Below are 25,800 nucleotides of genomic sequence, written 5' to 3'. Positions count from 1 at the left end.
CACCCGCTCGTCACCTGACACCGGTAGGTCAGGGCCGCTGATATTGGTACGCTCGACCGCGCAGCGGCTGCACTTCAACACAACGCACGTTGGGGTGAGTAGGGCCAACGGCGTTTCTCTTTGCGAAGGCGGGGCGGGACGTACGTGACACCGCAGTCGCTGTCGGGGCGGCCGACGTGGTTCGTCCCTCGCCTGTGAAACAAGGAGAAACACCAGCATGGCTCAGGGCACCGTCAAGTGGTTCAACGCCGAGAAGGGCTTCGGCTTCATCGCTCAGGAGGATGGCGGCGACGACGTCTTCGTCCACTACTCCGCGATCCAGACGCAGGGTTACAAGACCCTCGACGAGAACCAGAAGGTCGAGTTCGACGTCACCCAGGGCCCCAAGGGCCCGCAGGCGGAGAACGTCCGCCCTCTGTGAGGCGTCCCGGGCCCGGGTGACCGGGTCCGGACCTTCGACCCCGTCCTCGTGGCTTCGTGCCGCGGGGGCGGGGTCTTCACATCTCCGCAGTGCACATACCTGTGGATTAGACACGGGCGGATAACCGGATGTTCGCCGGACGCCGAGCCCGCCCATGGCTTAGACATGAGTCCTCGGCGGAACGCGTCCCGCGATCCGCCACCGCACACGAGAGGGAGGCGCGCGGTGACCGAGGACCCGCTGCAGGTGGACCTGCAGGACCATGACCTCTTGGACGAGGTCCAGCTCACCGCCGCGCTCATGGTGGCGGCCAACGAGTGCGAGGGCGACCTCTCCGACGGGGAGATCGACGAGCTGCTCGGGCTCGGCGACCGATCCTTCGTGCTCCCCCGGGCCGAGAGCGCCTGACGCCTCGGCAGCGTGAGCCGTCCGGTTCGCGTGCGGGGCGGGACCCACCCCGGCGCGGGCGCAGTTCACCCGGGCGTCGTACCCTCGCCACGGCCCGTCAGCGGGCGTGTCCTGACCCTGCTAACAGGAGTGCACCCGTGGCCCTGCGGTTCCGTCCGGTCGACGGCACGTTCTACGAGCTCTTCACCGACTCGGCACGAGGCCTGGTGCGCGGCGCCGACCTCCTCGCCGAGGTCCTCGCCGACGGCGCCGACCGTGCAACGGTCGCCGAGCGGATGCGTGTCGCCGAGCACGAGTGCGACGAGATCACCCACGACATCGTGCGGCGGGTGAACTCGACGTTCGTCACCCCGTTCGACCGTGAGGACATCTACTCGCTGGCCTCCGGTCTCGACGACGTCATGGACTACATGGAGGAGGCCGTCGACCTGGTCAACCTCTACGAGGTCGAGCGGCTGCCCAAGCAGCTCGCCCAGCAGGTCGAGGTGCTCCAGCGGTGCGCCGAGCTGACCGCCGAGGCGATGCCGCGGCTGCAGGCGATGAAGGATCTCGACGAGTACTGGATCGAGGTCAACCGGCTCGAGAACACCGGGGACAAGACGTACCGCCGGATCCTGGCCAAGCTCTTCTCGGGCAAGTACGACGCCCTCGAGGTGCTCAAGCTGAAGGATGTCGTCGACTCGTTGGAGAAGGCGATCGACGCCTTCGAGAAGGTCGCGAACATCGTCGAGCAGATCCACGTCAAGGAGACCTGAGCCGGTCGTGGAACTCGCCATCGTCATCGCGGTGGTCGTCGTCGCCCTCGCGTTCGACTACACCAACGGATTTCACGACGCGGCCAACGCGATCGCCACGTCGGTCTCGACCCGGGCGCTGACCCCGCGCATCGCTCTGCTGCTCGCCGCGGTGATGAACTTCGTCGGCGCGCTGCTGGGTCAGGAGGTCGCACAGACGGTGAGCGAGGTGATCAGCACCTCGGGCGTCGGCGTCGTCCACGGGTTGGTGATCGTGCTGGCCGGACTGCTGGGGGCGATCACCTGGAACCTCGTGACGTGGTACTTCGGGCTGCCGTCGTCGTCCTCCCACGCCCTCATCGGCGGGCTCGTCGGCTCGGCGCTCGTGGCCAGCGCAACGGTCCACTGGGCGACGATCGTCGACAAGGTCGTCATCCCCATGGTGCTCTCGCCGCTGATCGGCTTCGCGGTCGCCTTCGCGGTGATGCTCGCGGTGATGTGGATCTTCCGGCGCCGCAACCCGCACAAGGTGCAGCGAGGCTTCCGGCTGATGCAGACCGTCTCCGCCTCCGCGCTGGCGCTGGGCCACGGCCTGCAGGACGCGCAGAAGACCATGGGCGTGATCTTCCTGGCGCTGCTGGTCACCGGCCGGGCGCAGTCCGGTGACGACCTGCCGCTCTGGGTGGTGATCATCTCCGCCAGCGCGATCTCGCTGGGGACGTACTCCGGCGGCTGGCGGATCATGCGCACCCTCGGTCGCAAGATCATCGCGCTCGACCCGGCACGCGGCTTCTCGGCCGAGGCGACGGGCGCGGCCGTGCTCTACGGCATGGCGATCCTGGCCCACGCCCCGGTCTCCACGACCCACACCATCACCTCGGCGATCATGGGCGCGGGCGCGACCAAGCGGTTCTCCGCCGTGCGCTGGGGGATGGCCCGCACCATCGTGGCCGGGTGGATCCTCACCTTCCCCGCTGCGGGCGCGGCGGCTGCGGTGGCGTACCTGCTGCTGCACTACGTCGCCCGGCTCGGGTAGTCCCTGACGTTCTTGCGGTCGAACGGGTCGACACGCCACCACAACGTCCTTCAGCTCGGCCTATGCGGCGTGCCGCGCTCGCAACGCACGCCGTTCGGCGACGGTGTCGGCCCCGAGCCAGCCTGGTGGAGGGGTCGTCGTCCACGACCGCACCCGTCTCGTGCTCGCGGCCCGTCGCACGGCGCGCTCCATGCGCGCGGCAAGCCGTTCCGGTGCGGCCAGGTCTGGGCCCAGCACGGTGACGTACTCGAGGCCGACGTCACGCATCTGCTCCTCACGGCCCACGTCGTGCCGGCGTTGCGAGACGTCGAGGTGCTCGACGCCGTCGTACTCGACCGCGAGACCGGACTCGGGCTCGAGGAGGTCCGGAGTCGCGACGTGGCGTCCGGCGAGGTCGAAGACCGGTGGGTTCACCAGTACGGCGGGCAGCCCGTGCTTGAGCCACAGCATCCGCAGCCGGCTCTCCATCGGGGACCAGCTGTTCTCCGACATCAGCCGGGTGGCGCGGCGAGCACGCTCGATCCCGGTCCAGCCCGGGTGGTCGAGGACGTACGCGGCGAGCTCGTCGGCGCTGACGAGATCGGAGAACGCAGCCATCTCCGCGGCCACCACCGCCGCGGTGAGCGAGGGGGCGTACCGCATCAGGAAGCAGGCGGACCGCGCGGCGACGGTCACCGGCAGGCCGTCGTGACCGACGACGTCGGCCGGCGTGAGCCGCTCCTGGCTGACCCTTGCCCCCGGGGGCGTGCGGATCTCGCGGCACATCGCGACGAGGTCGACGTCGTCGAGGACGCGTCCGCCCTGCGAGGCGCCGGAGAACCAGCGCCCACCCATCCAGCGCAGGGCCGCCCAGCCGGTCACCGCAGTACCCGGTCGCAGCACGGCCGCCGCCTCGACGATGCGTTGCTCGGCCGTCAGTGGCGCCGAGGTGGGGACGTACCACCCACGGCTCGAACGACGCCAGCTCGGCCCGCGGACCTCACTCGCCATCGGGCCGGCCCGGTGACGGGAGCCCACCCGGACCGGCGCCACGACCGACTCGCTGAAGGGGCCGACGACGCGCTCCACCCGAGAAGCATGGCGCCGGCGCCGTCAGCGGCGCGGTGGTTGTCCACAGGGTCAGCGCTGCAGGACGTTGTGGTGGTCGAAGCGGCGTTCTGACCACCACAACGTCAGGGACTACCCGAAGCGGCCGGAGATGTAGGCCTCGGTGGCCTCTTCGTCCGGGTTCGAGAAGATCTTCTTCGTGGGGCTCATCTCGATCAGGCGTCCCGGCTTCCCGGCGCCGGCGAGGTTGAAGAACGCGGTGTCCTCGGAGACGCGGGCGGCCTGCTGCATGTTGTGGGTGACGATGACGATCGTGTAGTCGGTCCGCAACTCGTGGATCAGGTCCTCGATGGCCGAGGTGGAGATCGGGTCGAGCGCCGAGCACGGCTCGTCCATCAGCAGCACCTGGGGGCGTACGGCGATGGCCCGCGCGATGCACAGCCGCTGCTGCTGGCCGCCGGAGAGGCCCATCCCGGGCTTGCCCAGCCGGTCCTTGACCTCGTTCCAGAGGTTCGCGCCCTTCAACGACCGCTCGACGACGTCCTCGGCCTCGGACTTCTTCAGCTTCTTGTTGTTCAGCCGCAGGCCCGCCAGGACGTTGTCGGCGATCGACATCGTCGGGAACGGGTTCGGCCGCTGGAAGACCATGCCCACCTGGCGGCGCACCTCGACCGGGTCGATCGTGGGGTCGTAGAGCGAGTTGCCGTCCACGACCACCTTGCCCTCCACCCGCGCGCCCGGGATCACCTCGTGCATCCGGTTGAGGGTCCGCAGGAAGGTCGACTTGCCGCAGCCCGAGGGGCCGATCAACGCGGTGACCGAGCGGGCGGGGATCGTCATGTTGACCCCCTCCACGGCGAGGAAGCTGCCGTAGAAGATGTTCAGGTCGGAGACGTCGATGCTCTTGGCCATCAGGTCGGTGTTCCTTTCGAACGACGCGCGGTCGTCGGTCCCGGCGCTCATCGGCCGGTCTTGGGGGCGAAGGCCTTGCCCAGCACGCGGGCGAGGAGGTTGAGCAGCATGACGATGACGATCAGCACGAGAGCCGCGCCCCAGGCCCGGCCCTGGGCGAACTCGGGGTTCAGCCCGGGCTGGGTGTAGCTGTAGTAGATGAACACCGGCAGGGTCGACATCTGACCGCCGAACAGGTTGAAGTTCGAGGAGTCGGTCGACCCGGCGATGATCAGCAGCGGCGCGGTCTCGCCGATCACGCGGGACACGGCGAGCGTCACCCCGGTGATGATGCCCGGCAGCGCGGTGGGGATCACGACCTTCACGATCGTGCGCCACTTCGGCACGCCCAGGGCGTACGAGGCCTCCCGCAGGTCGCCGGGCACCAGCTTGAGCATCTCCTCGGCCGAGCGCACCACGATCGGGATCATCAGCAGCGACAGGGCGACCGAGCCGCCGATGCCGAAGTGGATGCCCGGGTCGTTGAAGATCAGCGCGAAGAGGGCGAAGGCGAACAGTCCGGCGACGATCGAGGGGATGCCCGTCATCACGTCCACGAGGAACCGGATCCAGCCGGCGACCTTCGAGCGGGCGCCGTACTCGACGAGGTAGATCGAGGTCATCAGTCCGATCGGGACTGAGATGACGGTCGCACCGAGGGTGATCAGCAGGGTGCCGACCAGGGAGTGGTAGATCCCGCCTCCCTCACCGACGACGTTGCGCATGGAGTACGTGAGGAACTGGCCGTCGATCTGCCCCGCGCCGTTCTCGACCACGATGTAGAGCAGCGAGACCAGCGGGACGAACGCGATGATCAGCGCCATCCAGATCAGGCTGGTCACGAACCGGTCGGTCGCCGCGCGAGGGTTCTCGACGGCGCGCGACCACACGGTGATCGCGACCAGGTGGAGCAGCCCGGCGACGACCGCCCAGGCGATGATCCCCCAGCCGAGGAGCAGCGCGAGGACGCCGGCAGCGGCCAGCGAGGCGACGGCGACGAGCGCCGGTGCGGAGCGGGGCAGGCGCGCGCTGCGCAGCGGCAGGTGCGGCGTGGCCGGGGGCGTGGTCGGCGGCGGCGCTGTCGTGGTCATCGGCCCACCTTGGCGTCGGCGCGGGAGACGATCCCGCGGGCGGCGAAGTTGACGAGGAACGTGATCACGAAGAGCACCAGGCCGGTCGCGACCAGTGCGTTGACCTTCAGGCCGGTCGCGTCGGGGAAGGACAGCGCGATGTTGGCCGCGATCGTGGACGGGTTGGTCGAGGAGATCAGGTTGAAGGTGATGACGCCGCTGGCGCTGAGCACCATCGCGACCGCCATCGTCTCGCCCATCGCCCGGCCCAGCCCGAGCATCGTCGCGGAGACGACACCGGAGCGGCCGTACGGCAGCACCGAGAGCCGGATCATCTCCCAGCGCGTCGCGCCGAGCGCGAGGGCGGCCTCCTGGTTAAGGCGCGGGGCCTGGGCGAAGATCTCGCGGGAGATGGCGGTGATGATCGGCAGCACCATGATCGCCAGCACGATGCCGGCGGTCAGGATCGTACGACCGGTGCCGGAGGCGGGTCCGGCGAAGAGCGGGAGCCACGACACGTGCTCGGCCAGCCAGCCGTACGCCGGCACCAGGCGGGGACCGAGGAAGCCGATGCCCCACAGCCCGTACACCACGCTGGGCACGGCGGCGAGGAGGTCGATCAGGTAGCCCAGCGGCGCGGCCAGCCGGCGCGGTGCGTAGTGGGAGACGGCCAGCGCGACACCGATGGCCAGCGGGGTGGCGATCACCAGCGCGATCACCGCGGCCCACAGCGTGCCGAACACGAAGGGCCACACGTAGGAGACGAACGAGCCCTTGCCGTTGAGGTCGTCGGCCCCGGCGCCCAGGGCGGGTGCGCCCTGGACGATCAGGAAGATCGCGACCCCGGCGAGGGCGACGAGGATCAGGAAGGCGGCACCGAAGGCGGTGCCGGCGAACACCGAGTCACCCAGGCGGCGCGTGCCGGACCTGGGTGACTCGGTGTGCTGCTCGGTGGTGGACACGAGGCTCCGACTCAGCCCTTCGCGGAGATCGTGTCGATCGCCGCCGCGGCCTTCTCCTGCAGCGAGGACGGCAGCGGCGCCGAGCCCGCGTTCTCCGCGGCGGCCTTCTGGCCCTCCTCGGAGACGATGTAGCCGAGGAAGCCCTTGACGAGGTCGGCCTTCGCCTGGTCGTCGTACGTCGGGCAGGCGATGAGGTACGAGCTCAGGAACAGCGGGTACGCGCCCGACTCGGTCGTGGTGCGGTCCACCTCGACGGCGAGGTCGTTCTCCGGGCGGCCGTCGGCCAGCGGAGAGGCCTCGAGCGCCTTGGCGGCACCCTCGGCGGACGGCTCGACGTAGTCGTCGCCGACCTTGATCTTGGCCGTCGACAGGTCACCGGCCTGGCTGAAGTCGGCGTACCCGATCGAGCCGGAGGCGTTCTTCACGGCCGCGACCACACCGGAGGTGCCGGTCGCACCCTCGCCGGACTTGATCGGCCACACCTTGTCGGGCTCGGAGGTCCAGGCACCCTCGGAGGCCTTGGACAGGTAGTCGGTGAAGTTCTGCGTCGTACCCGACTCGTCCGAGCGGTGCACCGGGTCGATCCGCGTCGACGGGAGGTCGGCGTCGGGGTTGTCGGCCTTGATGGCCGGGTCGTTCCAGGTGGTGATCTTGCCGGCGAAGATGTTCGCGGCGGTCTTGGCCGAGAGCTGCAGGTCGTCGACCCCGTCGAGGTTGTAGACCAGCGCGATCGGGGAGATGTAGTCGGGCACCTCGATGGCGTCGGCGCCGCAACGCTTCTTGGCGCCGGCGATCTCGCCCTTCTCCTCGCTCAGCGCGGAGTCGGAGCCGGCGAAGTCGGTGCCGCCTCCGTTGAACTTCTCCACGCCCGCGCCGGAGCCGGCGGGGTCGTAGTTCACGGTCACGTCGGAGTTGTCGCCCTGGAAGGACGAGCGCCAGGTGTCCATGGCGGCCTCCTGCGCGCTCGAGCCGGAGCCCTGCAGCGTGCCGGAGAGGTCGCTGCTCCCGCTGCCGCTGCCACCGGACTCGTTGCCGGCTCCGCAGCCGGTCAGGACGAGGCCCAGGGCGAGGGCAGCGATACCCGGAAGGGCGAGGCGCTTGGGGGATCGGATCACGTCGTTCTCCTGTGTCGAATATGAGCCGTGCGCGGCTCGGTCGCGGAGAACCTAGGCAGTGCAGGTGTATCGACCCGGCGCGGACAGTGAACGGGAGGTGAACGGTGCGAGCCGACTCGGCGACGAGCGGTGGGTCGCGTCAACCAGATCGGGTCGAGCGGTGGGGAGGTCAGGCGTCGCGGGGGTGCAGCTCGGCCGCGACGACCTCGCCCTTGCGGTGGTGGACGACGACCAGATCGCCCGGGGAGAGCGGCTCGTCGAGGGTGAGGCCCAGGCGGTCCAGCACCGCCGGGAGCACCGGGCGGTGGGTGCACAGCACCGTCGGCTCCTTCGAGGTGAGCAGGTCCTCGACCAGCGCCGGCACGTCCTCGGCCGGCTCGTGCTCCTCGGCCAGCACGGGGGTGCCGTGCACGGCCAGCACGTGCTCGGCGGCGTACGGGGCGACGGTCTGCAGGCAGCGCACGGAGTCCGAGGAGACCACGCGGGTGACGGCGTACGCCGACAGCAGCGGGACCACGGCGCGCGCCTGCTCGACACCCTGCTCGGCCAGCGGTCGCTTCGGGTCCTCCCCGCGCCAGCTCTTGCGTGGGCGCGCCTTGGTGTGCCGCAGCACCGCCAGCACGCCGGTGCGCTTGGACTGCGAGAGGGCGTCCTCCAGGACGGTGGCGTCACGCGGGTACGTCAACCGGCTCTCGGCCTGCTCCACCGGGACCCACTCGACGCGGTCGATCTCGCGGTTGGGCTCGTAGCGGCCGACGTCGGGGTCGCCGACGACGTACCCGAGCCAGTAGTGGACCAGCTTGGTCCGGCCGTCGCGCTGGAGGTACGCCTGAGGCCGCACCGGACGGCCCAGCCGGATCTCGACGCCGGTCTCCTCGATCACCTCGCGCACCGCCGTCGTCACCGGGTGCTCGCCGGGGTCCTGCTTGCCCTTGGGGAAGGACCAGTCGTCGTACTTCGGCCGGTGCACCAGCAGCACCCGTCCCTTGCGCACGACCACGGCGCCGGCGGCGATGACGTCCGCCGCTCGCGTCGCGGGCTCGCCGAACGTCGCCTGACCCGGGCGGGTGACCACCATGGGTCTAGTCTCACACCGCCGCAGCGAGGAGAGGACGGCCACCCGATGCGACTGCCTTCCGTGCCCCGCAGCGCGTCCCGCCGCCGGGTCGTGCTGGCGGCGGTCCTGGTGGTGGTGGTCGTCGTCGCCGGTCTCCTCGTGGTCCGCGAGCTGCGTGGTGGGTCGGACCTGCAGCAGGCGCTCGCAACCGCGCCGGCCGGCACCAAGCGGGTCGCGTTCACCGACTGGGCCGCGGTGCGCGAGCGGGTGGCCCGCAGTCGCGCGCCGATCGCCGCGAGCCGGGTGGACACGCTTCTCGAGCGCGGCTACGACCGGGACCTCACCTCGTCCTCGAGCATCGCGGACTCCGGCAGCGCCCTGGCCACGAACCTCGGGTTCGGTCCGGGGAACGCCGACTGGGAGGCGTACGGCATCGCGCCGGAGGGTGCCGCGATGGTGCTGAGGATGGACGACTCGGTGGACTTCGACGGGCTCGAGGACAAGCTCCGCTCGGCCGGGTACGACGCGCCCGGCGACGACGGGGTCTGGGACGGCGGTGCCGACCTCGTCTCGAGCATCGACCCGACGATCACCCCGGAGCTGCAGTACGTCGCGCTCGACGCCGGCCGGCACCTGGTCGTCTCGAGCGACACGGCGTCGTACGCCGCGAAGGCGCTGCGCTCGGCGACCGGTGACGCGGACTCACTGGCCTCCTCCGACGCCGGGTCCACGGCGCGTGCGCTGGCCGGTCGGGTCGAGGGACTGGCCTCGGCCGTGGTGTGGCCCGGCGACTACGCCTGCAGCGACCTGTCGATGTCGCAGGCCGCGCCCGAGGACGAGCGGTCGGCGGAGGACCGGGTCTCCGACGTGGGAGGAGTGGCACCGCTCGACAGCCTCGTGATCGGCGAGCGCGCCGACGGCGACGTACGGGTCGCGATGGCCTTCGAGAGCGGTGACCAGGCGGAGGAGAACCTCCGACCGCGCGCCGAGCTCGTGGTCGGCGAGGACCCGAGCCGCCCGCAGCCCGTCGGGGAGACGTACCGGCTGACGCGCAGCCGTACCGACGGGGACGCCGTGCTGCTGGACCTGCGACCCCGCCCTGATGTCGGGGCGGGGCTCTCCGGTATCACCTCCGGGCCGGTGCTCTTCGCCACCTGCTGAACGCCGAGCTTCGCCCCTGCAGGGTTGAGTTGCGCCCTCTGCAGGTTTGAGTTGCGTCCCCTGCAGGATCGAGTTTGCGCCTGACCGATCCCACAGGTGGCCCGGGCCTGCAGAACCCGCAACTCGGGCCTGCAGAACCCGCAACTCGACGGGCAGGTGCGTCAGCGGCGGCGGTTGTGCCGGGCGATGAGGGTCTCCTGGAGGTCGCGCAGGGGCGGCTCGCCGGGGGCGGCGACGGCGCGGGTCCAGCTGCCGTCGGCGTCGAGGTCCCAGGCGGAGGTGCCGGGGTCGAAGGCGAGGTCGAGGATCTCCCCGACCTGGCGCACCTCGTCGGCGCCGGGCAGCGCGGTGAGCACCTCGACCCGGCGGTCGAGGTTGCGGTGCATCATGTCCGCCGACCCGATCCAGGCCCGCGGCTCGCCGCCCTGCTCGAACCAGAAGATCCGGCTGTGCTCGAGGAACCGGCCCAGCACCGACCGCACCCGGATGTTCTCCGAGAGCCCCGGGACGCCGGGTCGCAGGCTGCAGATCCCGCGGACCAGCAGCTCGACCGGTACGCCGGCGCGCGAGGCGCGGTACAGCTCGTCGATCACGGCCTCGTCCACCACGGAGTTGGCCTTCAGCCTGATCCGCGCGGGGCGACCGGCCCGGTGGTGCTCGACCTCGCCGCGGATCTGCTCGACCAGCCCGGTACGGACCGAGTCCGGGGCCACGAGCAGCGCGTCGTACGACGGCTTGCGGCTGAATCCGGAGAGGTTGTTGAACAGGTTGGCGACGTCCTCACCGATCCGCTCGTCGGTGGTGAGCAGGCCGAGGTCCTCGTACATCCGGGCGGTCTTGGGGTTGTAGTTCCCGGTCCCGATGTGGGTGTAGCGCCGGATCCCGTCCGGCTCCTCCCGCACCACCATCGACAGCTTGCAGTGCGTCTTCAGCCCGACCTGGCCGTAGACGACGTGACAGCCGGAGTGCTCGAGCTTGCGGGCCCAACGGATGTTGTTCTGCTCGTCGAAGCGGGCCTTGATCTCGACGATCACCAGCACCTGCTTGCCGCTCTCGGCGGCGTCGACGAGGGCGTCGATGATCGGGGAGTCGCCGGACGTGCGGTACAGGGTCTGCTTGATCGCGAGCACGTGCGGGTCGGCCGCGGCCTGCTCGATGAAGCGCTGCACGCTGGTCGCGAAGGAGTCGTACGGGTGCTGCAGCAGCACGTCGCCGCGCGAGACCGCCTTGAACACGTCGACCGGCGACGCCGACTCGACCGGGGCGAGCGAGGTGTGCGTCGACGGCACGAAGGCCGGGAACTTCAGGTCGTCGCGGTCCAGGTCGGCCACGCCGTGCAGCCCGCGCAGGTCCAGCGGCCCCGGGAGCCGGAAGACCTCGTCGTCGCTCACACCGAGCTCGGAGACCAGCAGCTCGAGGATCTGGGCGTCGATGGTGTCCTCGACCTCGAGGCGCACGGCCGGACCGAACTTGCGGCGCAGCAGCTCCTTCTCCAGCGCCTTGAGGAGGTTCTCGGCGTCGTCCTCCTCGACCTCGAGGTCCTCGTTGCGGGTGACCCGGAAGGTGTGCGCGGAGACGACCTCCATGCCGGGGAACAGCCGCTTGAGGTGCTCGGCGATGACGTCCTCGAGCGGCACGAAGCGGTGCCCGGGCAGCTCGACGAACCGCGCGAAGCTCTGCGGCACCTTGACCCGGGCGAAGTGCTCCTTGCCGGTCTTGGGGTTGCGGACGATGACGGCGAGGTTGAGCGAGAGCCCGGAGATGTACGGGAACGGGTGCGCCGGGTCGACGGCCAGGGGCGTCAGGACCGGGAAGATCCGCTGCTTGAACAGCTTCTTGCAGTGGCGCTGCTCGTCCGGGTCCAGGTCGCCCCAGCGGACCAGCGCGATGTCCTCCTCGGCCAGGGCCGGCACGAGCTGGTCGTCGAAGACCCGCGCCTGGCGCAGCATCAGCTCCGAGGCGGTGGCGTAGATCTGCTCGAGCACCTCGCGAGGCATCATCCCGGACGCGGCGCGCACCGCCACGCCGGCGGCGATCCGCCGCTTGAGCCCGGCCACGCGGACCATGAAGAACTCGTCGAGGTTGGAGGTGAAGATCGCCAGGAACCGGGCCCGCTCCAGGAGGGGGAGCGTCGGGTCCTCGGCCAGCTCCAGCACCCGCTGGTTGAAGCGCAGCCAGGACAGCTCGCGGTCCAGGAACCGGTCGTCGTGCTCGCCGGTGTCGAGGTCCGACTCGGGGACGTACGGCGGCTCCACCTCGAAGGTCTCCGAGGCGACCACCCGCAGCCCACCGTCGTACGGGCCCTCCTGCGGGCCGTCGTCGGCGGTGGTCGTCACCTGGCCGGGGTAGGGCTCGTTCGTCATGGTGGGATCATCCCACCGGCAGGTGAATGCCAGGTGTCCACAAGCCCAGGAGGAACGGTGCCGCAGACCGTGAGCAGTCCGTCGACCGGTGAGCGCGTGCAGGCGGCGGTGCTGCGTCTGGCGATGAACCTGCCGCCCGCCCTGCAGCGACGGCTGGTCGGGCCACCCGTCGTGCGCGAGGGCCAGCGGCTGCAGCCCGAGACCCAGATGATGCTCACGCTGCAGCGCGTGTCCGGTGAGCCGAAGGTCGAGGAGCAGCCGCTGGAGGAGGCTCGACCGCTGCTGGTCCGGCAGGCACGCGCCGTCGGCGGCCACCAGCCGGTGGGCCGGGTCGACGCGCTGCGGGTCGGCGGGGGCGCGGGCGACCTCGACGCACGGCTCTACGTCCCGCGGGCGCTGCTCGGCGACCGCCGGCCCTCCGGCCTGCTGGTCTTCTTCCACGGGGGCGGCTTCCTGTACGGCGACCTCGACTCCCACGACGCCCCCTGCCGGTTCCTCGCCGAGCAGGCCGGCGTCCGGGTCCTGTCGGTGGACTACCGGCTCTCGCCCGAGCACCCGTACCCGGCCCCGCACGACGACGCGGTGACGTCGTACCTCTGGGCGGTCCAGCACGCCGAGGAGCTCGGCGTGGACCCGGCGCGGATCGGTGTGGGAGGCGACTCCGCCGGCGGCAACCTCGCAGCGTCGGTCGCGCTGACCGTGGCCGAGGCGGGGGTGCGCTGCGCGCTGCAGTTGCTCGTCTACCCGATGACCGACGCGCGGGCCCAGGCCCCCAGCCGCCGGACGTACGCCGAGGGCTTCTACCTCTCCGCGCGGTTCATGGACAACGCCGAGGAGGCGCTGCTCACCGACCCGGCGCAGCGGGAGGACCCGCGGCTCTCGATGGTGCTGCGCCGCGACGTCCCTGCGCTGACCGCCCCGGCGTTCGTGGTCACCGCGGGGTTCGACCCGCTGCGCGACGAGGGCGAGGAGTACGCCGCCCTCCTCGCCGCGCACGGCACCCCGGTGACGCACGTGCGCCACGAGGGCCTGATCCACGGGTTCTTCAACGTGGTCGGCTGCGGCCAGGCGTCGCGGGCAGCGAACCTGCAGATCGCCGAGCAGGTGCGCGCGGCGCTCGGCTGAGCGTCCCTCAGAGCCGGGGAACGCCGGCGTACTGCGCCTCGACGCGTGCCTGGGTGAAGCCCGCACGGTCGTAGACCGTGATCGCCGGGGTGTTGTCGCCCTCGACGTAGAGGATCACCCGGTCCAGTCCGCGCTCGCGCAGGTGGGCGAGCCCGGCGTTGGTGAGCACGGTGCCGATGCCGCTCCCGGCCGAGCGCGGGTCGACCGCGACGACGTAGACCTCGCCGAAGCGGTCGCCGCCCTCGTCGTGGACCTTGGTCCAGTGGAAGCCGAGAACGCGGGACTCGTCGTCGGCGGCGACCGCCAGCAGCAGGCCCGCGGGGTCGAACCAGTCCTCGGCCTGACGCTCCCGGAAGTCGTCGAGCGTGAGGTGCCCCTGCTCGGGGTGCTGGGCGAAGGCCAGCGAGTTGACCTCCAGCACGCCCTCCTCGTCACCGTCGCGGAAGGCGCGGACGACGTACGACGCCGGCGGGTCGACGGCGGGCAGGGTCGCGTCGAGCGGGCGCTGCATCACCCACAGCTCTCGCTCCCGCGCGAGCCCGACGCGGTCGGCGATCCGTCCCGCCGCCGGGTGGTCGGAGTGGGACCAGGCCTCGACCGCGGTGGAGACCCCCTCCAGCGCCGCCCGCGCCAGCGTCGTGCCGACACCCGTGCCCCTGGCGTCGGGGTGGACGATCACGTCGAGGTCGGCGCCCACACGGAGCGCGAAGCCGGCGGGACCGCCCCCGGCGCCGTCGCGGGGGTCGGCGGCCAGCTCGAGCTGCGCGCCGGACAGCCCGCGGTGCTTGAGGTGCAGGCACGCGGCCTCGTTGAGGTTGGTGACGCCGTCGGCGGCGTCCGCGGCCGCGGCGATGCGACGTACGTCGGCCGCGGTGCCCGTGGGGGCGTTCCAGTCGAAGCTCTCGGTCACCCGGTCAGGGTCTCACGATGCCCGAGAGGGCTCAGGTCCGCGCGGGGTCGCGCGTGGTGTCGCGGCTCTGGTCCTTCGGAGGCAGCACGAAGCGGTAGCCGACGTTGCGCACCGTCCCGATCAGCGTCTCGTGGTCGTTGCCGAGCTTCGCTCGCAGACGGCGCACGTGGACGTCCACGGTGCGGGTGCCGCCGAAGTAGTCGTAGCCCCACACCTCCTGCAGCAGCTGCTCGCGGGTGAAGACCCGGCCCGGGTGCTGGGCGAGGTACTTCAGCAGCTCGAACTCCTTGAAGGTCAGGTCGAGCGTGCGCTTGCCCAGCTTCGCGGTGTAGGTCGCCTCGTCGACGACGACCTCGCCGGAGCGGATGATCCGTGCCTCGGGGTCGTCCTCGCCCTGCGCGGCCAGGCGGCCCGTGGCCATCCGGATCCGTGCCTCGACCTCGGCCGGGCCCGCGGTCGGGAGCAGCACGTCGTCCATGCCCCAGTCGGCGGCGACGACGGCCAGGCCGCCCTCGGTCACCAGGAGCAGCACCGGTTGCACCGAGCCGGTCGTACGGATCAGCCGGGTCAGGTCACGGGCGTGCGCCAGGTCGCGGCGGCCGTCGACGAGGACCACGTCGTGGTCCGGCGCCTCCAGCAGGGCCGCGCCCTCGGCGGGGAGCACGCGGACCTGGTGGTTCAGCAGGCCGAGCGAGGGCAGCACGTCTGCGGACGGCTGGGTGGAGGTGGTCAGGAGGAGAACGGTGCTCACGTGGGATGCCGTTTCGACTCGTTGGGGTCACGCTGCCGAGATGTGCCCGACCTCCTTGTCGGACGACCCTGCCCGTACGGGGCAGCTGGGTGAAGAATAGCGAACGTGCACGTGAACGAGGGACCGAACCAGGCAGAAGGCGCTGTCACGGTGCGCTACTGGGCCTCGGCCCGCGCTGCGGCCGGCACCGAGGCCGACGTGGTGGAGGTCGACGGGGCGACCACGCTGGCCGAGGTCGTGCGTCGGGTCGTCGCGCTCCACGACGACGAGGCGTTCACGCGCGTGGTGGGCGTGTGCTCGGTCCTGGTCGAGGACCGCCCGGCCGGGAAGGGCGACCTCACGCTGGTGCCGGTCGAGCCGGGGCAGACCGTGCAGCTGCTGCCGCCCTTCGCCGGCGGCTGAGCAGGTGCCGGCGAGGCGCGGGAACACCACCGGGCCGAGCGCGTTGAGCCCGTCGTGAGCACAGGTGTCGTCGTCCTCGTCGTGGCCGTGGTCGCCGTGCTGGGCGTCTGGGCGCTGCGCGCGGTGCGCGACGGTCGCTTCCGGACGCGCCGGTCGGGGACGGCCGCGGCCGTCCCGGGACCGGGGCTGCTCGAGGGCACGCCGTGGGCCCATGCGCTGGGGGAGCGCGCCACGCTGCTGCAGTTCTCCTCGGCGTTCTGCGCCCCTTGCCGGGCGACCCGCCGGACGCTGGCGGAGGTGGCCCGGATCGTGCCGGGCGTCGCGCACGTGGAGGTCGACGCGGAGCAGCACCTCGACCTGGTCCGACGCGTCGGCGTCCTGCGGACACCGACCACCCTCGTCCTCGACCCGTCCGGTCGCGAGGTGTCCCGGGCGCAGGGCGCGCCGAGCCGCCAGGCCGTGGTCGCGAGCCTGGAGCCCCTCGCGTGAAGGTCTCGAACAGCGAGACGGCTGTCCATCAGTCGAGACGCGCGGTGTCCGTGCGGCAGCCGCTGAGTAGTTTCTCGACCGTGACTGTCCTGCTGACGCGCCGCCGTGTGGTGGACCAGTGCCGGGTGCGCTCGTCGCTGTGTCGATGCGCCTGACCGTGCGCCGTCGAGCCTGAGCACGCCGCGGCACGGTCGGTCCGCCTCGTGGCGGGCCTCAGCCCTGTCCAGCCCTTGGCGATCCTCGAGGAACCAGTCATGACCTCTCCGTACTTCGGACCCGCGCTCGACGACGCCCCGACTCGTACGTCGAGCTCCGTCGACCCGCGCGGTCCGCGCTTCGCTGCCGCGCTCACCTCTGTGGTGCTCGTCGTGGTCCTGCTGACGGCGCCCGGTCCCGTCGGCGTCGTGCTGCTCGCGCTGCAGGTGCTGCTCTTCGCGCTCGGCGCCGCGGCGGGCGTGCAGCACGGCCCGTGGGCGATCGTGTTCCGCCGTCTGGTCCGGCCACGGCTCGCACCGCCGGCCGAGCTCGAGGACCCGCAGCCGCTCCGCTTCGCCCAGGCCGTGGGCCTGGTCTTCGCCGGGGTCGGCCTGGTCGGCTACCTGGCCGGGCTGGGGCCGATCGGTGCCGTCGCGACCGGGCTCGCCCTCGTGGCCGCCCTGCTGAACGCCGTCGCGGGCCTGTGCCTGGGCTGCGAGGTCTACCTGCTCCTGCGTCGGGCCACCGCCTGACGTCCGTACGTCCCGCACCACCCCACCGAGAAGCCACCGAAGGAAGGAACACCATGAGCCGCGAGAACTCTCTCGTCACCGCCCAGTGGGTCGAGGAGCACCTCGACGACCCGAAGATCGTCCTCGTCGAGGTCGACGAGGACACCTCCGCCTACGACAAGGGCCACATCAAGGGCGCCATCAAGCTCGACTGGACCACCGACCTGCAGGACCAGGTCCGGCGTGACTTCGTCAACAAGCAGCAGTTCGAGGAGCTCCTGTCGAGCCGGGGCGTCGCGAACGACGACACCGTCGTGCTCTACGGCGGCAACAACAACTGGTTCGCCGCCTACGCGTACTGGTACTTCACGCTCTACGGCCACTCCGACGTCAAGCTGCTCGACGGCGGCCGCAAGAAGTGGGAGCTCGACAGCCGCGAGCTGGTCGACGAGGTCCCCCAGCGCGACGCGACGTCGTACACCGCCCAGGAGCAGGACGCCTCGATCCGCGCGTTCCGCGACGAGACGGTCGAGGCGATCGGCACCAAGAACCTCGTCGACGTGCGCAGCCCCGACGAGTACGCCGGCCGGCTGCTGGCTCCCGCCCACCTCCCGCAGGAGCAGGCCCAGCGCGCCGGCCACATCCCCACCGCGGCCAACGTGCCGTGGAGCAAGGCGGCCAACGACGACGGCACCTTCCGCTCCGACGAGGAGCTGAAGGAGATCTACACCGAGGCCGGCGTCGACTGGGACAAGGACACGATCGCCTACTGCCGCATCGGTGAGCGCTCCTCGCACACCTGGTTCGTGCTCAAGGAGCTGCTCGGCCAGCAGAACGTCAAGAACTACGACGGGTCCTGGACCGAGTACGGCTCGCTGGTCGGCGTCCCCGTGACGCTCGGCGACGAGGCCGGTGACGCCTGATGTGCGGCGCCACCGCCGGTGGGCTCTCGCTGGACGGCATCGACGTCGCCAAGGAGGCCATCATCCAGGGCGTCGTGACCAAGAGCGGTGAGCCGGCCTCCCCGGCGTACGTCCGGCTGCTGGACCGCACCGGCGAGTTCACCGCCGAGGTCCCGACCTCGGCGACCGGGCAGTTCCGGTTCTTCGCGGGCCCGGGGGAGTGGACCGTCCGCGTGCTCGCGCCGCAGTCCGACGCCGTCGACCGCACTGTGACGGCGCAGACCGGCGTCGTCGCGGAGCTCGAGGTCGAGATCTAAGAACGCCTCGCACCGATCGTGCTCGAGCGATCGCGGGCCCGGTTCGGGCGGCTCTGGAATACTGGGCGGTCCTGCCGCCTCACGTCCTGGAGTCATGTCTGAGCCGGGCCCGCGCTTCGAGGTTCCGCCCGAGTACGCCGACGTCTACGAGAAGGCCTTCCGTAGCGCGTCCCACGGCGACCGGGACGACGGCGACGAGGGGGCGGGCGGAGGCGGGGCCCCCGGCGGCCCGTGGTGGCGCCGTCACGCGTGGAGCCTCGCGGCGGCGCTGCTGCTCGTGCTCGTGATCGCGGTCGGCGCCTATGCGCTCGGCCGCGCCGACGGGCACCGGCGCCCGTCGTCCACCCCCGCTCGGACGACGACGTCGGCGCCGGCGACGGGATCGGGCATCTCGCCGCTGACCCCCCAGCTCGCCACCAGCACCTGCCGGCCGCCGACCGTCTCCGACGCCGGCGGCAAGACCGTCTCGTTCGTCCCCGGCAACGCCCTGGACCGCGACACCTCGACCAGCTGGGCGTGCAGCGGTACGGCCACGGGCGAGGAGCTGGACCTGACCCTCCCCGAGGGCAGCATCGTCACGCGGGTCGGACTGATGCCGACCGGGTCGGTATCCGGGGTCACCCTCAACCGGATCGACGCGGTCGACTGGATCTTCGCCGACGGAGCCACGGTCCACCAGGACCTGACCGGTGACACGCAGTCGGTGGCGCAGATCATCGACGTGCCGCCGGCGAGCGGCAGGGCCGTACGACTGCGGCTGTCCGCGGTCACGCCAGGTCCGGCGGACCTGACCGCCGTCGCCTCGGTCTACCTGTGGGGACCTCGCCGCGGCTGACCCGCTCAGCGGGACGCCGTCAGCCCCGCTGCGATCGTCCTGGTGGCTCGGAGCAGCTGGTCGCTGACCATCGCGAAGATCTCGGGCCCCTGGTTGATCGGGTCCGGCACGTCGTGCTCGACGTCCCGCAGCGTCGAGCGCCGGTCCGACGCGTCCCGCACCAGGTCCGACGCGGGCAGCAGCCGCGGCGCAGAGTCGACCAGCGCCGCGAAGTCGAGGATGGTGAACGTGCGTCTCAGCGCGCCGGGGACGTCCTCGAGCACGCGCGCGCGAACGTCGGTCGTCGCGGTGAGGACGAGGTCGGCGTCGCGGATCATCGGGTCGTTCAGCTGGCGAGCGACGAACCCGTCGCCCGTGCCCCCGGCCGCCTCCAGATCGGCACGGCTCTGGGGGTGCATCCCGGTGCCTTGCAGGGCGCGCGTTCCGGCGCTGTGCACCTCGAAGTCACCGGCCGCCGACGTCAGGTGCAGGGCGAGCATCCGCTCGGCCATGGGCGAGCGGCAGACGTTGCCCACGCAGACGGTGAGCACGACGAAAGCCACGCAGGACATCCTATTCACGAGGTTCGGCGCCCGGCTGGGGCATGTCGCCTACGATGTTCGCGGCTCGCCGGAAGGAGCGCTCGATGACCCGCCTGGACAACGACGGACCCCTGTTCTCGAGCACCGACCACGACGCTCCCGCCGAGGGTCGCGCCGTCCGCCGACGTAGGAGCTGGCCTCGACGTCACAAGGCGCTGAGCGCGTTCGCCGGTCTGCTCGTGCTGCTGCTCGTGGTCGTCGGCGGCGCCGCGCTGTACCTCAACCACCAGCTCGGCTCGATCCCGCGCATCACGATCGACCCGCCGGCCGCGGGGCGTCCCGCCGCTCCCAGCAACGACTCGATGAACATCCTGCTCGCGGGCGTGGACAACGGCGACAACGGCGACTCGATCGCCGAGGAGGTCGCCAGCGGCAAGTGGAAGCCCGGCTCGCACCGGTCCGACACGCTGATCGTGCTGCACCTGACGGCGGACCGGAAGCACGCCTATCTCGTGTCGATCCCGCGCGACAGCTACGTGCCGGTCCAGGGCTACGGCAAGCAGAAGATCAACGCCGCCTTCTCTTACGGCGGTCCGTCGCTCGCCGTCCAGACCGTCGAGCAGTTCACCGGCCTGCGGATGGAGCACGTGGCCCTCATCGACTGGAACGGCTTCCGCGACCTCTCCACCGCGCTGGGCGGTGTCCGGGTCTACGTCCCGGAGACGACGCGGACCTCGAAGGGCACGGTGTGGCAGAAGGGCTACACCACGCTGGAGGGTGATCGCGCGCTCAAGTACGTCCGCACCCGGTACGGCCTCAAGAACGGCGACTACGACCGGATCCAGCGCCAGCAGAACTTCCTGCGGGCCGCGCTGGACCAGGCGGGGGCCAAGGGGAACCTGACCAAGCCGCTGCGGTTCCGTGACCTGCTGCGCGCCGTGACCACGAATCTCACGGTGGACAGCCAGTTCACCAACTCGCAGATCAGAGGGCTCGCCTGGTCGCTGCGAGGCCTTCGCTCCGACGACATCACCTTCATCACCGCTCCGAAGAAGCGGTTCGCCTCCAACGACGCCGGTTCGGTCATCATCCCGGACGTGGACCGCACCAAGGAGCTCTTCGGCGCGGTCACTGCCGACGAGCTCGACACCTACGTGGCGAAGTACGGCGACGGCGCGCAGACCCTCAACTCCAAGACCGGGGTCCGCTGAGCCCCTGGCCGTCGGAGCCGTCTCAGTAGACGATCGCCTGCGCGTCGTCGGCCAGCGCCTCCTCCACGAAGGTGGCCGCGCCCGCAACCCGGACCTCGGGGAGCAGGTCGGCGCCGACCAGGTCACGGCGCTGCGCGCACTGGGTGCAGACGGTGAGACTCCCCCCGAGCACGCCGAGCAGGTCCGGGAGCGGCGTCGCCAGCTCCAGCCGGAGCTCCTCGGCCCGACCCGGGACGGCGAACCAGACCGCCTCGCCGGTCAGCCACATCGAGACCGGCGCGCCGGCGGCCACGGCGGCCGCGGCGACGGTGAACGCCTGGTTCGCGCGCTCGGGTGCCTCGAGCCCGGCGGTCAGCTTCACCACCAGTGGACGTGTCATGCCCGCAACCTACCCAGCGGGCTCGACCGAGCCACCGCGTCCGACGTCCTACGATGGCCCGATGCCGTTCGAGATCCCTGAGAACCTGCATCCCGACGTCGCTCGGCTCGCCTGGATCCTCGGCCGCTGGGCCGGCAACGGTCACGGCGAGTACGCCGACATCGAGCCCTTCCAGTTCGGTCAGGAGCTGATCTTCCAGCAGGACGGGCGACCCTTCATCCACTACATGAGCCGCACCTGGGTGGTCGACGAGCAGGGGGAGCTGGTCCGGGAGTTCGAGCAGGAGACCGGCTTCCTGCGTCCGCAGCCCGACGGGAAGCTCGAGGTCGTGCTGAGCCACAGCACCGGGGTGGTCGACGTCTGGTACGGCGAGCTGCACCCCGAGCAACCCCGCTTCGAGATCGTCACCGACGCGGTCGCGCGCACGGCCACCGCAGAGGAGTACGCCGGCGGCAAGCGCCTCTACGGCTACGTCAACGGCGACCTGCTCTACGCCCACGACAAGACCGCCGGCGGTCACGAGCTGCAGCCCTTCATGCACGCGCAGCTGGTCAGGCAGTAGCCGTGGCGGACGCCGGGGACGTGCCCGTGCCGGCCCCGGCCGCGCACGGAGCCGCGGGCTGGAAGGCGGATCTCCGTGCCCGGGGGTACCGACTCACCCCGCAGCGCGAGCTGGTCCTGGCGGCCGTGGAGGCGCTGGGCCACGCGACGCCCGAGCAGGTCTACGCCGAGGTGCGCAGGCAGTCGGAGGCGGTCAACCTCTCCACCGTCTACCGCACGCTCGAGCTGCTCGACGAGCTCGGCGTCATCCGGCACGCTCACATCGAGAGCCGCACCCCGACCTACCACTCGACCAGCGGGCACGAGCACTTCCACCTGGTCTGCCACCGGTGCGGCCGGGTGCTGACCGCGAGCGCGGACGACGTCACTGCCTTCGCGGCGCTACTGGCCGAGAGGTACGACGGGTTCGCCCTCGATGTGGGTCACCTCACCGTGTTCGGAACCTGCCCGGACTGCGCCGACATCTGAGACCATGAGCCCGTTCGCGAAGTAGGAACCCGGCAACGAGAGGCTCGAGCGCGATGTCACTGGACTCGGAGGTCCGCCCGTGGGGCGAGTGGCACGTCATCGACGTGGAGGACGGCTACAAGATCAAGCGGATCCACGTGAACCCGCACTCGCGGCTCTCGCTCCAGACGCACGAGCACCGCTCGGAGCACTGGGTGGTCATCGCCGGCACCGCGACGTGCACCGTCGGGGACGACACGGTCGTCGTCCGTACCGAGGAGTCGATCGACGTCCCGAAGGGCGCCAAGCACCGGATCGCCAACGAGGGCGACGTCGACCTGGTGATCGTCGAGGTGCAGATGGGCTCCTACACCGGCGAGGACGACATCGTCCGGTACGAGGACGACTACGGCCGTCGCGGGACCGCCGTCTCCTGATCGGCACGTCGTCGGCCGGAATCCTCACCGGTCGGTGCTCGTTGGACCCGTCATGAGCACCGACGCGAGCCCGCTGCTGTCCCTGGAGGGGGCCGTCGCCGCAGACGGCCGCGACGCCGGCGTCGCGGCGCACTACGGGTCCTTCCACACCGAGCAACGGGCACTGGTCGCGGGGGAGGGGTACGTCGACCTCTCGCACCGTGGTGTCGTCCGGGTCGGTGGCCCGGACCGGCTGGCGTACCTGCACTCGCTGACGACGCAGCAGTTCGAGGGCCTCGAGCCGGGACGCTCGGTGTGGGCACTCGTGCTGTCGCCCCAGGGTCACGTCGAGCACGCGATGCAGGGCAGCGACGACGGGGAGGTGTTCACCGCTCACGTCGAGCCCGGTTCGGCGCCGGCGCTGGTGGACTTCCTGAACCGGATGCGCTTCATGATGCGGGTGGAGGTCGCCGACGTCACCGACGAGGTGGCGACCGTCTGGCGGCGTGGGGAGTACTCCCTGCTGCCGCGCACCGAGCTGACGACGTACGCGCAGGCGGCGGGCTCGGCGTGCGGTCTCTGGGCCCACGAGGCGCTGCGCATCGAGCGGGGTGAGCCGCGCCTCGGCGTGGACACCGACGCGCGGAGCATCCCCAACGAGCTGGGCTGGGTGGGCGACACCGCGCACTCGGCGGTCCATCTCGACAAGGGCTGCTACCGGGGTCAGGAGACGGTGGCCCGGGTGCACACGCTGGGCCGCCCGCCGCGCAGGCTGACGCTGCTGCACCTGGACGGGTCGGAGAACCGGTTGCCGGAGCCCGGCACGCCGCTGACCTACGACGGTCGTGCGTCCGGCTTCGTCGGCAGTGCGGCCCGGCACCACGAGCTGGGGCCGATCGCCCTCGGACTGGTCAAGCGCAACGTGCCCCTCGATGCCGCTCTGGACGCCGAGGGGATGCCCGTCGCGCAGGAGATGCTCGTCGACCCCGAGGTGGGCATGCACGTGAGGCCGAACCTGGGCCGCTCGTAGCCCGGTGGGGACGCCCGGATCCTCCGGTCAGCTCCGCGGGCCCCAGTACTCCTCCTCGGGCTGAGCGGGAGCGTCCCACTCGGTCTCGTCGGGGGGCCAGCGTGCGTCCCAGTCCTGACGCCGCCGCTCATCGTCGGGCCGCGGCGAGGGGGGCGGAGGCATGCGAGGCGCGAGCTGCTGCGGTTCGGCGTACTGGGGCGAGGGCTCCTGAGCCGTCTGCGGCTCCGGGGCGCTCCAGGACGCGGACTCCGGGGCAGGCTCGGGCTGCGGGTCGGTGAAGATCTCCGGCGGCGGGGTCGAGGGCTCGTTGCGCCGCCGGTCGCGCCGCCGCGCGCGGCGACTCTTGGCGTGGCCCGTGAGGTCCGGCGCGTAGCCGTAGCCGTACCCGTAGCCGTAGCCGTACCGGCCGCCCTTGGCCGGGACCCGGTTGAGGACCGCGCCCAGCGGTCTCGCACCGACCGCGCGCAGACGCTCGGCCGCACCGGAGAGCTGGTCGCGCGTGGTCGACCCGTGTCGTACGACGAGGATCGCTCCGTCGGTCTGGTTGGCCATCAGGGCGGCGTCGGTGACCGGGAGCAGCGGGGGCGAGTCGACGATGACGACGTCGTACTCGTCACGGAGCCGGGTCAGGAGCTCGGCCATGGCCCGGGACTGGAGGAGCTCTGCGGGGTTGGGGGGCGTCGACCCGCTGGTGAGCACCTCCAGGCCGCTGCTGTGCCGCTGCACCGCCTCGGCCAGGTCGACCCGGCCCAGCAGGACGGTCGTGACCCCGACGGCCGGCTCGAGCTCGAGCAGGTTAGCGACCTGCGGGCGACGGAGGTCGCCGTCGACCAGCAGGACTCGTTGTCCGGCCTGGGCCATGCTGAGCGCGACGTTGACGGAGGTCGTCGACTTGCCCTCACCGGGCACCGAGCTGGTGAAGACGATGACCTTGGAGCCCGAGTCGATGTCGACGAACTGCAGGTTGGTGCGGAGCACACGGAAGGCCTCGACGCGGGGCGCGTGGCTGCTGAGGTCGGTCACCAGCGGGTGCTTGGCGATCGCGGAGTCGAAGGACACCCCTCCGACGACGGGTGCCTCGAGGGTGTCGGAGACCTGCTCGGCGGTCTTGACGGAGGTGTCGAGCAGCTCGCGGACCACGGCGAGCCCCAGACCGAGCAGCAGCCCGAGCACGACGGCGAGGCCGATGTTGCGCTCGACCTGCGGGGAGACCGGTGAGGTGGGCAGCGAGGCCGGGTCGGTGATGGTGCCCTTGAGCAGCGGCCGCTTCATCCCCGGCGGCGTCTCGATGTCCTTGATCGTGGCCTGCAGGTCCGTGGCCAGCGCCCCGCAGATCCGCTGCGCCAGCTTCGGGTCGGGGTCGGTGACCTGGATCTTCAGCAGCACGGTGTCGGGCTGTGCCGTGGCGGTGATCTTCTCCGCCAGCTGGCTCGGGGTGAGGTCGAGGTCGAGGTCGTCGATCACCTGGCTCGTCAGCTCGCCCTGAGTGACGAGCTGGGCGTACGACGTGACGCGCTGGGTCGCTGCCAGACCACCCTGGTAGGCGCTGCCCGAGGAGTCGTCGTCGCCCGAGCTCTGCGCCGAGGAGACGAAGAGCTGCGTCGAGGACTGGTACTGCGGAGTGGCTCTCGCGGTGAGCACGCCGGCGACCGCGACGACGAGCACGAGGCAGGCGAGGATCACCCGCCAGCGGCGTCGCACGATGCGCAGGTAATCCCGAAGCTCCACGTTCGCCATCCGTCTGTGATCGGCACCACGCGGCCCGAGGTCGCGCACTCGGGAGCAGAGCCTAGGCGATCGACCCGTGCGCACGGCTCACCCCGCGGCGCCGTCGGGGTCGGCGACCTAGAATTCGACGGTGCGCAGCGTCTCCGGGTCGTCCACCGACGATGCCCCCGCCGACGTCCGCCTGAGCGTCTCTCGACCCCTGAGGGCGCTGGCGGCGCTGCTGCTCGTGGCCTACCTCGGCCTGCTCGCCGTGGCGACCCTCTCACCTCAGCCCTCCATGGCCTCGGACGTGGTCGCGAGGGTCGCCGACGTGCTCACCGCGGTCGGCGTGCCTGCCGACCTGGTCGTCCCTGGTCGTGTCGAGGCGGTGCTCAACACCGCCATGGTGGTGCCGGCGACGCTGCTGGCCTCCGTCGTGTGGCCGCGTCCGGGGTGGCGGGACTGGACGGCGGCGGGCTTCGTGGTCTCGCTCGGCGTCGAGGTGGTGCAGGCGATCTGGCTGCCGGCGCGCTCGGCCCAGGCCGTCGACGTGGTGACCAACACCGCGGGTGCGTTCCTCGGTGCTCTCGTGGGCGCCCTGGTCGCGCGAGGACCGAGAAGGTCCCGCGAGGTCGGGAGCCGGCGCACAGCCCGGAAAGGTGGCATTCCCATCGAAAACCGCGAACCGCCGCCACACCAGTAACACTGGTTTCGCGCTGTTGTTGCCAGGTTCAACGTGTACGGTGACGCGCGGACCGCGACGTG

At 71.3% G+C, this 25,800-nt stretch carries 30 protein-coding genes; 18 read left to right on the top strand and 12 right to left on the bottom strand.

The genetic code is table 11. The features are described from left to right. The first annotated feature begins 217 nt into the window (after positions 1 to 217). The 4 genes from IEX42_RS08635 to IEX42_RS08620 all read left to right on the top strand — a co-directional run bounded on the left by IEX42_RS08635 (position 218) and on the right by IEX42_RS08620 (position 2,599). Positions 218 to 421 (top strand): cold-shock protein, encoded by a 204-nt coding sequence (locus IEX42_RS08635; protein WP_008360626.1) that lies wholly within the window; start codon positions 218 to 220, stop codon positions 419 to 421. A gap of 225 nt (positions 422 to 646) precedes the next feature. Further along, entirely contained in the window at positions 647 to 829 is a 183-nt protein-coding gene (locus IEX42_RS08630; protein WP_188781205.1) for a hypothetical protein, read from the top strand. Between the two features lie 137 nt (positions 830 to 966). Continuing rightward, on the top strand, positions 967 to 1,584 hold the full coding sequence (locus IEX42_RS08625) for a DUF47 domain-containing protein (protein ID WP_188779411.1): 618 nt from the start codon (positions 967 to 969) through the stop codon (positions 1,582 to 1,584). 7 nt (positions 1,585 to 1,591) lie between these two features. Continuing rightward, entirely contained in the window at positions 1,592 to 2,599 is a 1,008-nt protein-coding gene (locus tag IEX42_RS08620) for an inorganic phosphate transporter (protein ID WP_188779410.1), read from the top strand. Between the two features lie 60 nt (positions 2,600 to 2,659). Here IEX42_RS08620 and IEX42_RS08615 read toward each other — a convergent pair whose 3' ends face one another. The 6 genes from IEX42_RS08615 to IEX42_RS08590 form a co-directional block, all read right to left on the bottom strand. Further along, positions 2,660 to 3,667: a hypothetical protein gene (locus tag IEX42_RS08615; RefSeq protein WP_188779409.1), complete on the bottom strand. Its 1,008-nt coding sequence runs from the start codon at positions 3,665 to 3,667 to the stop codon at positions 2,660 to 2,662. 111 nt (positions 3,668 to 3,778) lie between these two features. Further along, the gene (gene pstB / locus IEX42_RS08610) at positions 3,779 to 4,558 is read right to left on the bottom strand and encodes a phosphate ABC transporter ATP-binding protein PstB (RefSeq protein WP_188781015.1); all 780 of its coding nucleotides are present in this window, start codon (positions 4,556 to 4,558) and stop codon (positions 3,779 to 3,781) included. Between the two features lie 47 nt (positions 4,559 to 4,605). Then, positions 4,606 to 5,688 (bottom strand): phosphate ABC transporter permease PstA, encoded by a 1,083-nt coding sequence (pstA, locus tag IEX42_RS08605; RefSeq protein ID WP_188779408.1) that lies wholly within the window; start codon positions 5,686 to 5,688, stop codon positions 4,606 to 4,608. Then, positions 5,685 to 6,629 carry a phosphate ABC transporter permease subunit PstC gene (gene pstC, locus IEX42_RS08600; protein ID WP_188779407.1) on the bottom strand — a complete coding sequence of 315 codons (945 nt, stop codon included), beginning with the start codon at positions 6,627 to 6,629 and terminating at the stop codon, positions 5,685 to 5,687. Before pstC ends, pstA begins: the two co-directional genes overlap by 4 nt. 11 nt (positions 6,630 to 6,640) lie before the next feature. Further along, positions 6,641 to 7,744 (bottom strand): phosphate ABC transporter substrate-binding protein PstS, encoded by a 1,104-nt coding sequence (pstS, locus tag IEX42_RS08595; RefSeq protein WP_188779406.1) that lies wholly within the window; start codon positions 7,742 to 7,744, stop codon positions 6,641 to 6,643. Between the two features lie 169 nt (positions 7,745 to 7,913). Continuing rightward, positions 7,914 to 8,822 carry an NUDIX hydrolase gene (locus IEX42_RS08590; protein ID WP_188779405.1) on the bottom strand — a complete coding sequence of 303 codons (909 nt, stop codon included), beginning with the start codon at positions 8,820 to 8,822 and terminating at the stop codon, positions 7,914 to 7,916. Positions 8,823 to 8,867: 45 nt separating this feature from the next. Between IEX42_RS08590 and IEX42_RS08585 the strand changes: the two genes are divergently transcribed. Continuing rightward, on the top strand, positions 8,868 to 9,962 hold the full coding sequence (locus IEX42_RS08585; protein ID WP_188779404.1) for a hypothetical protein: 1,095 nt from the start codon (positions 8,868 to 8,870) through the stop codon (positions 9,960 to 9,962). Between the two features lie 161 nt (positions 9,963 to 10,123). Here IEX42_RS08585 and IEX42_RS08580 read toward each other — a convergent pair whose 3' ends face one another. Beyond that, complete coding sequence (locus IEX42_RS08580) at positions 10,124 to 12,325, bottom strand: RNA degradosome polyphosphate kinase (RefSeq protein WP_188779403.1); 2,202 nt, start codon at positions 12,323 to 12,325, stop codon at positions 10,124 to 10,126. 69 nt (positions 12,326 to 12,394) lie between these two features. On the opposite strand from IEX42_RS08580, the gene IEX42_RS08575 reads away from it, so the two are divergent. Next, positions 12,395 to 13,450 carry an alpha/beta hydrolase gene (locus tag IEX42_RS08575; RefSeq protein ID WP_229660721.1) on the top strand — a complete coding sequence of 352 codons (1,056 nt, stop codon included), beginning with the start codon at positions 12,395 to 12,397 and terminating at the stop codon, positions 13,448 to 13,450. A 7-nt stretch (positions 13,451 to 13,457) separates the two neighbouring features. On the opposite strand, the gene mshD is transcribed toward IEX42_RS08575, so the two are convergent. Together mshD and IEX42_RS08565 are read right to left on the bottom strand one after the other, a co-directional pair. Further along, positions 13,458 to 14,360, bottom strand: a complete 903-nt coding sequence (gene mshD / locus IEX42_RS08570; protein ID WP_188779402.1) for a mycothiol synthase — start codon at positions 14,358 to 14,360, stop codon at positions 13,458 to 13,460. Positions 14,361 to 14,391: 31 nt separating this feature from the next. Then, on the bottom strand, positions 14,392 to 15,111 hold the full coding sequence (locus IEX42_RS08565; protein ID WP_188779401.1) for a winged helix-turn-helix transcriptional regulator: 720 nt from the start codon (positions 15,109 to 15,111) through the stop codon (positions 14,392 to 14,394). A gap of 111 nt (positions 15,112 to 15,222) precedes the next feature. On the opposite strand from IEX42_RS08565, the gene IEX42_RS08560 reads away from it, so the two are divergent. The 6 genes from IEX42_RS08560 (at position 15,223) to IEX42_RS08535 (ending at position 18,763) form a co-directional block, all read left to right on the top strand. After that, on the top strand, positions 15,223 to 15,513 hold the full coding sequence (locus IEX42_RS08560) for a MoaD/ThiS family protein (RefSeq protein WP_188779400.1): 291 nt from the start codon (positions 15,223 to 15,225) through the stop codon (positions 15,511 to 15,513). 54 nt (positions 15,514 to 15,567) lie between these two features. Next, positions 15,568 to 16,002 (top strand): TlpA family protein disulfide reductase, encoded by a 435-nt coding sequence (locus tag IEX42_RS08555; RefSeq protein WP_188779399.1) that lies wholly within the window; start codon positions 15,568 to 15,570, stop codon positions 16,000 to 16,002. Positions 16,003 to 16,256: 254 nt separating this feature from the next. After that, positions 16,257 to 16,730, top strand: a complete 474-nt coding sequence (locus IEX42_RS08550) for a DUF4395 domain-containing protein (RefSeq protein ID WP_188779398.1) — start codon at positions 16,257 to 16,259, stop codon at positions 16,728 to 16,730. A gap of 53 nt (positions 16,731 to 16,783) precedes the next feature. Beyond that, the gene (locus IEX42_RS08545; protein WP_188779397.1) at positions 16,784 to 17,632 is read left to right on the top strand and encodes a sulfurtransferase; all 849 of its coding nucleotides are present in this window, start codon (positions 16,784 to 16,786) and stop codon (positions 17,630 to 17,632) included. Then, positions 17,632 to 17,928 carry a DUF1416 domain-containing protein gene (locus IEX42_RS08540; protein WP_188779396.1) on the top strand — a complete coding sequence of 99 codons (297 nt, stop codon included), beginning with the start codon at positions 17,632 to 17,634 and terminating at the stop codon, positions 17,926 to 17,928. The genes IEX42_RS08545 and IEX42_RS08540 overlap by 1 nt, the downstream gene beginning before the upstream one ends. A 94-nt stretch (positions 17,929 to 18,022) precedes the next feature. Continuing rightward, complete coding sequence (locus tag IEX42_RS08535) at positions 18,023 to 18,763, top strand: hypothetical protein (RefSeq protein WP_188779395.1); 741 nt, start codon at positions 18,023 to 18,025, stop codon at positions 18,761 to 18,763. Between the two features lie 5 nt (positions 18,764 to 18,768). On the opposite strand, the gene IEX42_RS08530 is transcribed toward IEX42_RS08535, so the two are convergent. Beyond that, positions 18,769 to 19,305 (bottom strand): arsenate reductase/protein-tyrosine-phosphatase family protein, encoded by a 537-nt coding sequence (locus IEX42_RS08530; protein ID WP_188779394.1) that lies wholly within the window; start codon positions 19,303 to 19,305, stop codon positions 18,769 to 18,771. An 83-nt stretch (positions 19,306 to 19,388) separates the two neighbouring features. Here IEX42_RS08530 and IEX42_RS08525 point away from each other — a divergent pair, with 83 nt between their 5' ends. Continuing rightward, entirely contained in the window at positions 19,389 to 20,495 is a 1,107-nt protein-coding gene (locus IEX42_RS08525; RefSeq protein ID WP_188779393.1) for an LCP family protein, read from the top strand. A gap of 22 nt (positions 20,496 to 20,517) precedes the next feature. On the opposite strand, the gene IEX42_RS08520 is transcribed toward IEX42_RS08525, so the two are convergent. Then, positions 20,518 to 20,874, bottom strand: coding sequence for a DsrE family protein (locus IEX42_RS08520; protein WP_188779392.1), 357 nt, complete (start codon positions 20,872 to 20,874; stop codon positions 20,518 to 20,520). Positions 20,875 to 20,935: 61 nt separating this feature from the next. Here IEX42_RS08520 and IEX42_RS08515 point away from each other — a divergent pair, with 61 nt between their 5' ends. The 4 genes from IEX42_RS08515 to ygfZ are packed head-to-tail and all read left to right on the top strand — an operon-like array spanning position 20,936 to position 23,328. After that, positions 20,936 to 21,436, top strand: a complete 501-nt coding sequence (locus tag IEX42_RS08515; protein ID WP_188779391.1) for a heme-binding beta-barrel domain-containing protein — start codon at positions 20,936 to 20,938, stop codon at positions 21,434 to 21,436. Between the two features lie 2 nt (positions 21,437 to 21,438). Continuing rightward, the gene (locus tag IEX42_RS08510; RefSeq protein ID WP_229660720.1) at positions 21,439 to 21,903 is read left to right on the top strand and encodes a Fur family transcriptional regulator; all 465 of its coding nucleotides are present in this window, start codon (positions 21,439 to 21,441) and stop codon (positions 21,901 to 21,903) included. 53 nt (positions 21,904 to 21,956) lie between these two features. Then, the gene (locus IEX42_RS08505; RefSeq protein ID WP_188779390.1) at positions 21,957 to 22,319 is read left to right on the top strand and encodes a phosphomannose isomerase type II C-terminal cupin domain; all 363 of its coding nucleotides are present in this window, start codon (positions 21,957 to 21,959) and stop codon (positions 22,317 to 22,319) included. A gap of 52 nt (positions 22,320 to 22,371) precedes the next feature. After that, positions 22,372 to 23,328: a CAF17-like 4Fe-4S cluster assembly/insertion protein YgfZ gene (gene ygfZ / locus IEX42_RS08500; RefSeq protein ID WP_188779389.1), complete on the top strand. Its 957-nt coding sequence runs from the start codon at positions 22,372 to 22,374 to the stop codon at positions 23,326 to 23,328. A 27-nt stretch (positions 23,329 to 23,355) separates the two neighbouring features. On the opposite strand, the gene IEX42_RS08495 is transcribed toward ygfZ, so the two are convergent. Further along, positions 23,356 to 25,056, bottom strand: a complete 1,701-nt coding sequence (locus tag IEX42_RS08495; RefSeq protein WP_188779388.1) for a tyrosine-protein kinase domain-containing protein — start codon at positions 25,054 to 25,056, stop codon at positions 23,356 to 23,358. A 130-nt stretch (positions 25,057 to 25,186) separates the two neighbouring features. On the opposite strand from IEX42_RS08495, the gene IEX42_RS08490 reads away from it, so the two are divergent. After that, positions 25,187 to 25,738, top strand: a complete 552-nt coding sequence (locus tag IEX42_RS08490; RefSeq protein WP_188779387.1) for a VanZ family protein — start codon at positions 25,187 to 25,189, stop codon at positions 25,736 to 25,738. Positions 25,739 to 25,800: the final 62 nt, after the last annotated feature.

This window comes from Marmoricola endophyticus (assembly GCF_014644415.1).
GTDB classification, from domain to species: Bacteria; Actinomycetota; Actinomycetes; order Propionibacteriales; family Nocardioidaceae; genus Marmoricola; species Marmoricola endophyticus.
The sequence above is the reverse complement of the archived record's forward strand: the minus strand, read 5'-3'. Positions and strand labels throughout refer to the sequence as shown.

Bases quoted from the DNA above. Each gene is read 5' to 3' on its own strand.
- IEX42_RS08635 (WP_008360626.1), top strand. From the start codon at position 218: ATGGCTCAGGGCACCGTCAAGTGGTTCAACGCCGAGAAGGGCTTCGGC.
- pstB (WP_188781015.1), bottom strand. From the start codon at position 4,558: ATGGCCAAGAGCATCGACGTCTCCGACCTGAACATCTTCTACGGCAGC.
- pstA (WP_188779408.1), bottom strand. From the start codon at position 5,688: ATGACCACGACAGCGCCGCCGCCGACCACGCCCCCGGCCACGCCGCAC.
- IEX42_RS08590 (WP_188779405.1), bottom strand. From the start codon at position 8,822: ATGGTGGTCACCCGCCCGGGTCAGGCGACGTTCGGCGAGCCCGCGACG.
- IEX42_RS08585 (WP_188779404.1), top strand. From the start codon at position 8,868: ATGCGACTGCCTTCCGTGCCCCGCAGCGCGTCCCGCCGCCGGGTCGTG.
- IEX42_RS08580 (WP_188779403.1), bottom strand. From the start codon at position 12,325: ATGACGAACGAGCCCTACCCCGGCCAGGTGACGACCACCGCCGACGAC.
- IEX42_RS08550 (WP_188779398.1), top strand. From the start codon at position 16,257: ATGACCTCTCCGTACTTCGGACCCGCGCTCGACGACGCCCCGACTCGT.
- IEX42_RS08545 (WP_188779397.1), top strand. From the start codon at position 16,784: ATGAGCCGCGAGAACTCTCTCGTCACCGCCCAGTGGGTCGAGGAGCAC.
- IEX42_RS08540 (WP_188779396.1), top strand. From the start codon at position 17,632: ATGTGCGGCGCCACCGCCGGTGGGCTCTCGCTGGACGGCATCGACGTC.
- IEX42_RS08535 (WP_188779395.1), top strand. From the start codon at position 18,023: ATGTCTGAGCCGGGCCCGCGCTTCGAGGTTCCGCCCGAGTACGCCGAC.
- IEX42_RS08525 (WP_188779393.1), top strand. From the start codon at position 19,389: ATGACCCGCCTGGACAACGACGGACCCCTGTTCTCGAGCACCGACCAC.
- IEX42_RS08520 (WP_188779392.1), bottom strand. From the start codon at position 20,874: ATGACACGTCCACTGGTGGTGAAGCTGACCGCCGGGCTCGAGGCACCC.
- IEX42_RS08515 (WP_188779391.1), top strand. From the start codon at position 20,936: ATGCCGTTCGAGATCCCTGAGAACCTGCATCCCGACGTCGCTCGGCTC.
- IEX42_RS08505 (WP_188779390.1), top strand. From the start codon at position 21,957: ATGTCACTGGACTCGGAGGTCCGCCCGTGGGGCGAGTGGCACGTCATC.
- ygfZ (WP_188779389.1), top strand. From the start codon at position 22,372: ATGAGCACCGACGCGAGCCCGCTGCTGTCCCTGGAGGGGGCCGTCGCC.